Source organism: Citrobacter sp. T1.2D-1, from assembly GCF_950098555.1.
Taxonomy (GTDB): domain Bacteria; phylum Pseudomonadota; class Gammaproteobacteria; order Enterobacterales; family Enterobacteriaceae; genus Citrobacter_A; species Citrobacter_A telavivensis.
The window spans coordinates 63,425-75,484 of the sequence record NZ_CATNHH010000003.1; the positions used below are offsets into that span (position 1 = coordinate 63,425).

The window sequence follows — 12,060 nt, forward strand, 5'->3', positions numbered from 1 at the left end:
CCCCTTACTGCGCCTGCACGCGCAGCTCTGCTGCGCTACGACTACGGTGACCCAACAGTGCTTTCACATCACTGGACTTCGGTTTAACCAGCGCGAATTTGTTGGCGAAGGCTGACCAGTTGGCCAGAATCTCTTCTCCGCGCTGCGAACCGGTATGCTGCACGTGTTCGGTGATCAGGCCACGCAGATGCTCTTCGTGGATAGCCAGTTCATCAACGCCCAGTACTTCGACCAGTTCTGGGTTCACGCGTTTACGGAATTCGCCGTCTTCGTCCAGCACGTAGGCGAACCCACCCGTCATGCCTGCGCCGAAGTTCACCCCGGTTTTGCCGAGGATACAGACGATCCCGCCGGTCATGTATTCACAACCGTTGTCGCCAATCCCTTCCACCACGGTGATCGCGCCGGAGTTACGTACCCCGAAACGTTCACCTGCTCGCCCTGCGGCATACAAACGACCACCGGTCGCACCATACAGGCAGGTGTTACCGATGATGCTCGCCTCATGGCTGCGGAAAGCGGAACCAACCGGAGGACGTACCGCCAGCAGGCCGCCCGCCATGCCTTTACCGACATAATCGTTGGCATCGCCGGTCAGATACAGCTCCACGCCGCCCGCGTTCCAGACGCCGAAGCTCTGGCCTGCCGTGCCGCTGAAGTACGCTTTAATCGGGTCAGAGGCCAGTCCCTGATCGCCGTGGGTCTGAGCGATATACCCCGAGAGCGATGCGCCAACGGACCGATCGGTGTTGCGAATATCGAACCAGAAGGTTTTGCTCTGGCGTTCGTCGACATACGGCTTCGCCTGTTGTAGTAACTGCGCGTTCAGCACGCCATTATCAAACGGCGGGTTGTTTTCGGTGCAGTACAGCGCTTTGCCGGGATGCGGTTCTGCGGTTTCCAGCAGTCGGGACAGCGCCAGCTTCTGCTGTTTGGCGGTAAACCCGTCCAGTTCTTTCAACAGGTCGGTACGGCCAATCAGATCCACCAGACGCGTCACGCCAAGCTGCGCCATCAGTTCGCGAGTTTCGCGAGCGATGAACTCAAAGTAGTTGGTGACTTTAAATGGCAGACCGTGATAGTGGTTCTTACGCAGTTTATCGTCCTGGGTTGCTACGCCGGTTGCACAGTTGTTCAGATGGCAAATACGCAGGTATTTACAGCCCAGCGCCACCATCGGACCGGTCCCGAAGCCGAAGCTCTCTGCGCCGAGAATCGCCGCTTTAATGATATCCACGCCGGTTTTCAGACCGCCGTCGACCTGCAAACGGATCTTGTGACGCAAGCCGTTAGCGACCAGCGCCTGCTGGGTTTCCACCAGTCCAAGTTCCCACGGACAGCCCGCGTATTTCACCGAAGAGAGCGGGCTCGCGCCGGTGCCGCCGTCATAACCGGCGATGGTGATGAGATCCGCATAGGCTTTCGCTACGCCGGTGGCGATGGTGCCGACACCCGGTTCAGAAACCAGCTTCACGGAGATCATCGCTTTCGGGTTAACCTGCTTCAGGTCGAAAATCAGCTGTGCTAAATCCTCGATAGAGTAGATATCGTGGTGCGGCGGCGGGGAGATCAGCGTCACGCCCGGCACCGAGTAGCGCAGTTTAGCGATGTACGGGGTCACTTTGTCACCTGGTAACTGACCGCCTTCGCCGGGCTTCGCGCCCTGAGCGACTTTAATCTGAATGACGTCGGCGTTAACCAGGTACGCCGGCGTGACGCCGAAACGACCGGAAGCCACCTGTTTGATGCGCGACACTTTATTGGTGCCGTAGCGCGCCGGATCTTCGCCACCTTCACCAGAGTTAGAATTACCGCCGATGCTGTTCATCGCTTCGGCCAGCGCTTCATGTGCTTCCGGGCTCAGTGCGCCAATCGACATTGCCGCAGTATCAAAACGTTTGAACAGGTCACTTGCCGGTTCGACCGCCTCAATGCTGACCGCCTCGTCGCCGGGGTTAATTGCCAGCAGATCGCGTAGCGTCGTCGCGGGACGTTCGTTGACCAGTTTTGCGTATTCCTGATAGTCGCTGTATTCACCACTCTGAACCGCCTGTTGCAGAGTACGTACGACATCCGGGTTGTAGGCGTGGTATTCGCCGCCGTGCACATACTTCAGCAGGCCGCCCTGCGTAATCGGTTTACGCGCCAGCCAGGCTCGCTTAGACAGGTTCAGCAGATCCTGCTGGAAGTCAGCAAAACCCGCGCCGCCGATACGGCTGACCACGCCCTGGAAGCACAGCGCAACGACATCATCATGCAGACCTACCGCTTCAAACAGTTTGGAGCAGCGGTAGGAGGCGATGGTCGAAATGCCCATTTTGGACATGATCTTGTACAGCCCTTTATTGATGCCGTTACGGTAGTTCAGCATCACGGTACGGTAGTTTTTGGCGATCGCCTGGGTGTCTATCAGACGGCCCAGCGTCTCGTACGCGAGGTACGGATAAATGGCCGTTGCGCCAAAGCCCAGCAGCACGGCGAAGTGATGTGGATCACGGGCGCTGGCGGTTTCGACGATGATGTTGGCATCGCAGCGCAGGCTCTGTTCTACCAGCCGCGTCTGTACCGCGCCGACCGCCATTGGAGCCGGTACCGGCAGACGATTTTTGCCAATATTACGATCCGTCAGCACCAGCAGAACGGTGCCGCTGCGTACCATCTGCTCGGCGGTATCGCACAGCGCTTTGACCGTTTCTTCCAGCGTGGTTTGCGTTACATCGAAGGTGATATCCAGCCGGTCAGCGCGATAGTGCTCTTCTTTCATCGTGGTGAGCTGTTGGAAATCGGAGTACAGCAGAATCGGCGATTTAAAGCTCAGACGGTGCGCCTGTCCTTCCGCTTCGCAAAAGACGTTCATCTCGCGACCGATGCTGGTCGCCAGCGACATGACGTGTGCTTCACGCAGCGGATCGATAGGTGGGTTAGTCACCTGAGCAAACTGCTGGCGGAAGTAGTCGTAAATAATGCGCGGTTGGCTGGAAAGTACGGCAAACGGGGTATCGTCACCCATTGAGCCGACCGCTTCCTGACCGTTTTCACCGAGCACGCGGAGTACGGAATCCAGCTCTTCGGCGCTGTAGTTAAACTGTTTCTGGTAGCTGGCGAGCGTGTCGTCGTCCAGTTCACGCTGGCCCACCCGATCGTCAGCCAGATCTTCAAACGGCACCAGGCGACGGACGTTCTTCTCCATCCATTCTTTATACGGATGGCGGCTTTTCAGGTCGTCGTCAGTTTCGGCCGAATGCAGAATGCAGCCGCCACGGGTGTCGATAACCATCAGTTCGCCCGGGCCGACGCGACCTTTTTCGACCACTTCGTCAGGCTGGTAGTCCCAGATCCCGACTTCAGACGCGCAGGTGATCAGCTTGTCTTTGGTGATGACATAACGCGCCGGACGCAGACCGTTACGATCGAGGTTACAGGCGGCGAAGCGCCCGTCGGACATGACGATACCCGCCGGGCCGTCCCACGGCTCCATGTGCATGGAGTTAAAGTCAAAGAAGGCGCGCAGATCCGGATCCATATCCGGGTTGTTTTGCCAGGCCGGCGGCACCAGAAGGCGCATGGCACGGATGATATCCATCCCCCCGGCCAGCAGCAGTTCCAGCATGTTATCCATGGAACTGGAATCGGAGCCGGTTTCGTTAACGAACGGCGCGGCGTCGTGCAGATCCGGGATCAGCGGGGTCTGGAATTTATAGGTACGGGCGCGGGCCCACTGGCGGTTACCGGTAATGGTGTTGATCTCACCGTTGTGCGCCAGGTAGCGGAACGGCTGCGCCAGCGGCCAGCGCGGCACGGTGTTGGTGGAAAAGCGCTGGTGGAACAGACAGATGGCCGATTCCAGACGCAGGTCCGCGAGGTCCAGGTAGAAGCGCGGCAGATCCGCCGGCATACACAGACCTTTATAGATGTTGACCAGGTTTGACAGGCTACAGACGTAGAAGTCTTTGTCTTCCTGCAGTCGTTTTTCAATACGGCGACGGGCGATGAACAGACGACGTTCCATATCGCGTGGACGCCAGCCCGCAGGGGCATTCACAAAAATTTGTTCAATACGCGGCAGGGAGGAGAGGGCGATTTCACCCAGTACACCTTCGTTGGTCGGCACATCGCGCCAGCCAACAATCGACAGGGTTTCCTGCTGAAGCTCTTCTTCGACAATACGGCGAGATGCAGCGGCCAGTTCAGGATCTTTGTTCAGGAAGATCATACCGACCGCGTAGTTTTTGGCTAAACGCCAGCCGCGCTCTTCGGCAACGATGCGGAAAAAGCGGTCAGGTTTTTGCAGCAGCAGACCACAACCATCGCCCGTTTTACCATCGGCGAGGATTGCGCCACGGTGCTGCATTCGGGCCAGTGCGTGTATGGCGGTACGCACTACCTTGTGGCTAGGTTCGCCTTCTATGTGGGCGATCAGGCCGAAACCACAGTTATCCTTCTCAAGGGATTTATCGTACAACATATCAGTGAACCTCCCCAGGCTCTGCGGGACCCCCTTCCGATACCGTTTGCGCACGGGCACACCAAGAGCATGGCGACGGGGTTTGCGTGTCATACGCTTACCTCGCATTCGCCCTCTTTATCCTTTTCGCTTAGGTCAAACAAGTTTGAGGACTTGCTGTCAGAGGGAATCTCAATTACTGCATAAATATGATGAGCACACCGCTCATCCAGAAAGCTTCCAGCGGATTTCCACGTTATCGGGAATCCACACACAGGTCAAATGGCAATCTTATTTCTCTAATAATGTGCTATCGAGCATATATCTTGATGAAAGTATTAAGAATAATATCATTTTGACATTGAATTAACGTACTGGAAACGAGGCGGGGAGTGTGATCTGTCTCACTGTCATAACCGCCTGTTAGCTCATGTCTCCGCTTTATTCACCGTCATATACAGTGTTTCATGCTGGTTTGTTGCGATATGGCGTTTTATGTCACTGTTTTTGCGCAATCGACGTCAGAAGATAAAAAAAATGGCCGGAGATAAGGAAAAGTAATTGGCTGGGTTGTGAATGAAATATCGTTTATTTTGACTGGATATGCAATTGATAAAAGCCTGCCGGGGCGATTGATCCAGGTCATCGCCGACAAGGGCTAAAAATGGCAGGCTTTGGCCTCTTTTCAAGGCGCGGTCTATCAGATTATGCAGTTACAGAAATTAGTCAATATGTTTGGTGGGGATCTTTCTCGTCGTTATGGACAAAAGGTTCATAAACTGACGCTCCACGGTGGATTTAGCTGCCCAAATCGCGATGGCACCATCGGACGCGGCGGCTGCACCTTCTGTAATGTTGCTTCTTTTGCGGATGAAGCGCAGCAGCATCATTCGATCGCGGAACAGCTCGCGCACCAGGCGCATCGGGTTAATCGGGCGAAACGTTATCTGGCCTACTTCCAGGCCTACACCAGTACCTTTGCTGAAGTGCAGGTATTGCGTTCGATGTATCAGCAGGCAGTCAGCCAGGCCAGTATTGTTGGCCTGTGCGTGGGGACGCGTCCCGACTGCGTACCGGAGGCGGTTCTCGATCTGCTCTGTGAATATAAAGATCAGGGTTATGAAGTGTGGCTGGAGCTGGGATTGCAAACCGCGCATGACAAAACCCTGCATCGTATCAATCGCGGGCACGATTTTGCCTGCTATCAGCGCACGACCCGCCTTGCGCGTGAGCGCGGACTGAAAGTCTGTTCGCATCTTATTGTCGGCCTGCCGGGAGAAGGGCAGGCCGAATGCCTGCAAACGCTTGAGCGGGTGGTGGAGACGGGAGTGGATGGCATCAAACTGCACCCGCTGCACATCGTGAAGGGAAGCATTATGGCCAGAGCATGGGAGGCGGGGCGTCTGAACGGGATTGAACTGGCGGACTACACGCAAACCGCAGGCGAGATGATCCGCCATACGCCGCCGGAGGTGATTTATCATCGTATTTCTGCCAGCGCACGCCGCCCCACGCTGCTGGCACCGCTGTGGTGCGAAAACCGCTGGACCGGGATGGTCGAACTGGATCGTTATTTGAATACTCATGGCGTACAGGGTTCTGCGCTTGGGCGGCCATGGGTTTCGCCTGACGCCTGAACTATGACGGGCCTACGGATTTCTTGCACATTCTCTAACGTCTTGCGCAGAATTGAGTATTATTGTGCCAGGTTGTCGTAAAGGAAATCCCTGATGAAGCAAATTCGTATGCTGGCGCAGTACTATGTGGACCTGATGATGAAATTGGGTCTGGTGCGCTTTTCGCTGTTGCTGGCGTTAGCGCTCGTTGTGCTGGCAATTGTGGTGCAGATGGCGGTCACCATGGTGCTGCATGGTCGGGTCGAACAGATCGATGTCATTCGCTCCATTTTCTTTGGTTTGTTAATCACCCCCTGGGCGGTCTATTTTTTGTCGGTGGTGGTGGAGCAACTGGAGGAGTCCCGTCAGCGGTTATCCCGACTGGTGCAAAAGCTGGAAGAGATGCGCGAACGCGACCTCAAGCTTAACGTCCAACTGAAAGATAATATTTCGCAGTTGAATCAGGAGATTGCCGACCGCGAAAAGGCGGAGGCGGAACGCCAGTCAACGTTTGAACAGCTCAAAGTTGAGATCAAAGAGCGCGAAGAGGCGCAGATTCAGCTTGAACAGCAATCCTCTTTCTTACGTTCCTTTCTGGATGCCTCGCCAGATCTGGTTTTTTATCGCAATGAAGATAAAGAGTTTTCCGGCTGTAACCGGGCGATGGAATTGCTCACCGGCAAAAGCGAAAAGCAGCTGGTGCATTTAAAGCCTGCCGATGTGTACTCGCCGGAAGCGGCCGAAAAGGTCATTGAGACCGACGAAAAAGTCTTCCGCCATAATGTGTCGCTGACCTATGAGCAATGGCTCGATTATCCGGACGGGCGCAAAGCCTGTTTTGAAATCCGCAAAGTACCTTATTACGATCGCGTGGGTAAACGTCATGGCCTGATGGGATTTGGTCGTGATATTACCGAGCGCAAGCGCTATCAGGATGCACTTGAACGCGCCAGTCGCGATAAAACGACCTTTATCTCCACCATCAGTCACGAACTGCGTACGCCGCTGAACGGAATTGTCGGCCTGAGCCGTATTCTGCTGGATACTGAACTGACGACCGAGCAGGAAAAATACCTGAAAACTATCCATGTCTCCGCCGTGACGTTGGGGAATATCTTCAACGATATCATTGATATGGATAAGATGGAGCGGCGCAAAGTTCAACTGGATAACCAGCCGGTGGATTTCACCAGCTTCCTGGCCGATCTGGAGAACCTCTCTGGCCTGCAGGTGCAGCAGAAAGGATTGCGTTTTGTGCTCGACCCGACCTTGCCGCTGCCGCATAAAGTCGTGACCGACGGAACGCGTCTGCGGCAGATCCTGTGGAACCTTATCAGCAACGCAGTGAAATTTACCCAGCAGGGTCAGGTGACCGTGCGCGTACGTTACGACGCAGGCGGCATTCTGCACTTTGAAGTGGAAGACTCCGGCATCGGCATTCCGCAGGATGAGCAGGATAAAATCTTCGCCATGTATTATCAGGTGAAAGACAGCCACGGCGGAAAACCGGCGACCGGTACGGGCATCGGTCTGGCGGTCTCGCGACGTCTGGCAAAAAACATGGGTGGGGATATCACCGTGGTAAGTCAGCCCGGCAAAGGCTCGATCTTTACCTTGACCGTCAATGCGCCTGCGGTGGCGGAAGAAGTTGAAGATGCATTTGAGGATGATGATTTGCCGCTGCCGGCATTGAACGTCCTGCTGGTGGAAGATATCGAACTGAACGTCATTGTGGCACGCTCGGTGCTGGAAAAACTCGGCAACAGCGTGGATGTCGCCATGACCGGGAAAGCGGCGCTGGAGATGTTCACGCCGGGTGAGTATGACCTGGTGTTGCTGGATATTCAGTTGCCGGATATGACCGGCCTCGATATTTCGCGCGAACTAACCCAGCGCTATACGCGTGAAGATCTGCCGCCACTGGTGGCGCTTACGGCGAACGTCCTGAAAGATAAAAAAGAGTATCTGGATGCGGGTATGGATGACGTGCTGAGCAAGCCGCTATCGGTACCGGCGTTAACCGCCATGATTAAGAAGTACTGGGATACCCAAGACGAAGAGGAGTGCACGGTGAAATCTGAAGAGAGCAGTAAATCGCAAGCGCTATTAGATATTCCGATGCTGGAACAGTACATAGAGCTGGTGGGGCCGAAACTGATTACCGATGGGCTGGCAGTCTTCGAGAAGATGATGCCAGGCTATTTAAGCGTTCTGGAATCCAATCTGACCGCGCGTGATAAGAAAGGTGTGGTTGAAGAAGGGCACAAAATTAAAGGGGCTGCTGGTTCTGTTGGCCTTCGTCATCTGCAACAACTGGGGCAGCAGATCCAGTCACCCGATCTTCCTGCATGGGAAGATAACGTGGGCGAATGGATTGAAGAGATGAAGCAGGAGTGGCAACACGACGTTGCGGTGTTAAAAGCCTGGGTGGCAAACGCTGGAAAAAAATGACCCCGGCTTGACCGGGGTGCGCGAATACTGCGCCAACACCAGGGAAATCGTGGCTGCGCCGTAAGTTATAATTGTGATTTAAAAGGCGCAGCGCTTAAATTCGGGCCGCACGCAGTTAAGATAGCAAATCTTAAATGCTTTGTTACATGAATCAGTTAAATGTGTGAAGCGTAGCATTTTAATCACAATTATTAATGTGCTGCAGAAAGTGGTGAAAAGGACATTTGAATGAAAAAAATTGGCGTAGTTCTTAGTGGATGCGGTGTGTATGACGGTGCTGAAATTCATGAAGCCGTACTGACGTTGCTGGCTATTGCCCGCAGCGGTGCGCAGGCCGTCTGCTTCGCGCCCGACAAAGCGCAGGTTGATGTCATTAATCATCTGACGGGCGAACCGATGGCGGAAACCCGCAATGTGCTGATTGAAGCGGCTCGTATTACGCGTGGCAATATTCGTCCACTTTCTCAGGCCGTCTCGACGGACCTGGATGCGCTGATTGTTCCCGGTGGTTTCGGCGCGGCTAAAAATTTGAGCAACTTCGCCAGTCAGGGCAGCGAATGCCGGGTTGATCCGGATTTAGCCGGGCTCGCGTTGGCGATGCACCAGTCTGGTAAGCCGCTGGGTTTTATGTGCATCGCCCCGGCAATGCTGCCGAAAATCTTCGACTTCCCGCTGCGTTTGACTATCGGGACCGATATTGATACGGCAGAAGTGCTGGAAGAGATGGGGGCGGAGCATGTACCGTGCCCGGTCGACGATATCGTCGTTGATGAAGACAATAAAATCGTCACTACGCCTGCCTATATGCTGGCGCAGGATATCGCTCAGGCGGCAATGGGTATCGAAAAACTGGTATCACGCGTGCTGGTTCTGGCGGAATGAAAAAAGGAGTTTTCGTCTTTCTGCGGCGGGTGATGTGGCGTGTCGCGATCGTCCTTGCTGTGTTCTGGGGAGGTGGCATTGCGTTGTTCAGCGTGGTGCCTGTTCCCTTTTCGGCGGTGATGGTCGAGCGACAGGTAGGCGCCTGGCTACAGGGCGATTTTGGCTATGTTGCCCATTCCGACTGGGTGAGCATGGATGAGATCTCACCGTGGATGGGACTCGCGGTGATTGCCGCAGAAGACCAGACCTTCCCGGACCACTGGGGCTTTGACGTCGCCGCCATCGAGAAGGCGTTGTCACATAACGAACGTAATGAAAACCGCATTCGCGGTGCCTCGACGTTGTCACAGCAGACCGTTAAGAATCTCTTTCTCTGGGATGGGCGCAGTTGGCTACGCAAAGGACTTGAGGCCGGGCTTACGGTCGGCGTTGAGACCGTCTGGAGTAAGAAACGGATCCTCACCGTTTACCTGAATATCGCGGAATTTGGTGATGGCGTATTTGGCGTGGAAGCCGCGGCGCAGCGCTATTTTGGCAAACCGGCCAGCCGATTAACCCAGTCAGAAGCGGCGCTGCTTGCTGCTGTGTTGCCCAATCCTCTGCGCTTTAAGGCCGCCGCGCCCTCAGGCTATGTGCGTAGCCGTCAGGCGTGGATACTGCGTCAAATGCGGCAGTTGGGCGGGGAGTCATTTATGACCCGCCATCACCTGCATTAAGCCTCGCGCGAAGAGAGCGACAATCCGCCGCGTTCTTTCGGTTGGGCTTCTTTTTCCAGCGCGACGGCCAGGACCGGTTGGGCGATAAAACGCTGCCACAATCTTTCCTGCTTACGACGGCAGAACCATTTTGACCAGGTCGCCAGCGGGATCAACGTTCCTTCGCCAATGTTATCGCAAACCACCGGCACCACTTCCGATTCGCTGATACGGTGACAGAGAACGTTCTGTGGTTTCAGCGTCATGGTAACGATATGGTTGTCACGCAGGTAGCGTTTTAGCTTCTTCAGCATCTGACGTAGCACGACAAAGTCGTCTTCGTAACGACATTGGCGGGCAAATTCGGTGAGAGTGATGGACGGCTTGCCGTCGTAATCGGCAATCACATCGTAAACATAACCCGTTCCGCAGTCGGTCTCTACCGTGCCGTAATAGCGCGGGATACCGCTCCAGTCTTTCAGGTAGCGAGAGAGGTGCGCGTAGTACTTCAGCTCGCGCTGTGTCTCTTTGTCGCCGCCCTGGCCACTGTTGTAAACAATCTTAATACAACGCTGAGCATCATCCGGATGCGCATAGCACTTACGATGTCGTCCGGTGCCCAGGGGAGTCTCTGCTGATAAACGAATCATGAGTGATATCCTGGAAATATTTACTGACAATAATCCAGTATGAACACTCAAGTTAAATGAAACCTAAACGACTTGTCTTAAGGTTTTCTTAAGATAATCCTTAAGTGAAAAAGCGCACGAATTGTACAGTTAAGGGGGTAAAAAATAAAAAAACGCCGGGTGGCGTTTTCTGTGAAGCTATCCGTCGGACGTGAAAGCTTAGTCTTCGTCGAATCCCGAATTGAAAAGGGCGATGACGGCGGCCAGCGCTTCGACTTCTTGCGGACCCGAGGCTTCGATCTCAATTTGTCGGCCTTTGGCGGAGTCCAGCATCAGCAAAGCGATGACGCTGTTGGCTTCCGCTTCGGTGCCTTCATCATTTCGTAGCAGGACTTCCGCATCAAATCCCTGCATTAATTCAAAGAGCTTCATTGCTGGCCGGGCATGCATGCCCAGCTTATTCGTAATTTCAACAATTTGCTTCACGGTCATGTTTTGCGTTTTTCCAGCGTACGATGGCGTGACTGTACGTTTTTACCGCGTGAGCGGAAGTAGTCTGCCAGCTGTTCTGCAATATACACCGAACGGTGTTTCCCGCCGGTACAACCGATAGCAACGGTCAGATAGCTACGGTTGTTGGTCTCCAGCATGGGTAACCATAGCTCAAGATAGCTGCGAGTCTGGTAGATAAAATTGTGTACTTCTGTGTGCCTGTCGAGGAAGGCGGCAACGGGTTTGTCGAGACCGGTCATCGGACGTAGTTTCGGGTCCCAGTGCGGGTTCGGCAGGAAGCGTACGTCGAAGACGTAATCGGCATCGATGGGGATCCCATGCTTAAAGCCGAAGGACTCAAACACCATGGTCAGTTCACGCTCACGTTTACCCAACAGGCGAGTTCGCAGCATTTCTGCCAGTTCATGTACCGACATTTCTGAGGTGTCGACAATCAGGTCGGCGCGAGAACGCAGCGGTTCCAGCAGGTCGCTTTCCTGATCGATGGCGCTTTCCAGCGACAGGTTTTTGCTGGAGAGGGGGTGCAGACGACGCGTATCGCTATAGCGACGAATCAACGTGTTGCGATCGGCATCAAGAAACAGCAGCTGCGGCGAGAACGCCTCGGGCAGGTTGTTCATTGCCTGCTCAAAAATTTCTGGCGACTCTGGCATATTGCGTACGTCAATGCTGACCGCTGCCGAAATCTGGCGTTCGGCAAGCGTACGAGCCAGATCGGGTAACAGCACCACGGGGAGGTTATCCACGCAGTAAAAGCCCATATCTTCCAGCGCGCGCAGGGCAACAGATTTACCTGACCCTGAACGACCGCTGACGATCATCAGTACCAT

At 54.6% G+C, this 12,060-nt stretch carries 8 protein-coding genes; 4 read left to right on the top strand and 4 right to left on the bottom strand.

Going from position 1 to position 12,060, the window contains the following annotated elements:
* Window positions 1-4: 4 nt before the first annotated feature.
* Window positions 5-4,465 (bottom strand): glutamate synthase large subunit, encoded by a 4,461-nt coding sequence (gene gltB / locus QQZ17_RS05005; RefSeq protein WP_152406171.1) that lies wholly within the window; start codon window positions 4,463-4,465, stop codon window positions 5-7.
* A 686-nt stretch (window positions 4,466-5,151) separates the two neighbouring features.
* Here gltB and QQZ17_RS05010 point away from each other — a divergent pair.
* From QQZ17_RS05010 to mtgA, 4 genes are all read left to right on the top strand, one after another.
* The gene (locus tag QQZ17_RS05010; protein ID WP_152406170.1) at window positions 5,152-6,081 is read left to right on the top strand and encodes a TIGR01212 family radical SAM protein; all 930 of its coding nucleotides are present in this window, start codon (window positions 5,152-5,154) and stop codon (window positions 6,079-6,081) included.
* 93 nt (window positions 6,082-6,174) lie between these two features.
* On the top strand, window positions 6,175-8,511 hold the full coding sequence (gene arcB / locus QQZ17_RS05015) for an aerobic respiration two-component sensor histidine kinase ArcB (protein ID WP_152406169.1): 2,337 nt from the start codon (window positions 6,175-6,177) through the stop codon (window positions 8,509-8,511).
* A 228-nt stretch (window positions 8,512-8,739) separates the two neighbouring features.
* Window positions 8,740-9,393 carry an isoprenoid biosynthesis glyoxalase ElbB gene (gene elbB / locus QQZ17_RS05020; RefSeq protein ID WP_152406168.1) on the top strand — a complete coding sequence of 218 codons (654 nt, stop codon included), beginning with the start codon at window positions 8,740-8,742 and terminating at the stop codon, window positions 9,391-9,393.
* Window positions 9,390-10,109 carry a monofunctional biosynthetic peptidoglycan transglycosylase gene (gene mtgA, locus QQZ17_RS05025; protein ID WP_152406167.1) on the top strand — a complete coding sequence of 240 codons (720 nt, stop codon included), beginning with the start codon at window positions 9,390-9,392 and terminating at the stop codon, window positions 10,107-10,109. The genes elbB and mtgA overlap by 4 nt, the downstream gene beginning before the upstream one ends.
* On the opposite strand, the gene yrbL is transcribed toward mtgA, so the two are convergent.
* The 3 genes from yrbL to rapZ all read right to left on the bottom strand — a co-directional run bounded on the left by yrbL (window position 10,106) and on the right by rapZ (window position 12,060).
* Entirely contained in the window at window positions 10,106-10,738 is a 633-nt protein-coding gene (gene yrbL / locus QQZ17_RS05030) for a PhoP regulatory network protein YrbL (RefSeq protein ID WP_152406166.1), read from the bottom strand. The two genes, mtgA and yrbL, sit on opposite strands and share 4 nt — an antisense overlap.
* 198 nt (window positions 10,739-10,936) lie before the next feature.
* Complete coding sequence (gene npr / locus QQZ17_RS05035; RefSeq protein WP_152406165.1) at window positions 10,937-11,209, bottom strand: PTS phosphocarrier protein NPr; 273 nt, start codon at window positions 11,207-11,209, stop codon at window positions 10,937-10,939.
* Window positions 11,206-12,060, bottom strand: coding sequence for an RNase adapter RapZ (gene rapZ, locus QQZ17_RS05040; RefSeq protein ID WP_012908509.1), 855 nt, complete (start codon window positions 12,058-12,060; stop codon window positions 11,206-11,208). The genes npr and rapZ overlap by 4 nt, the downstream gene beginning before the upstream one ends.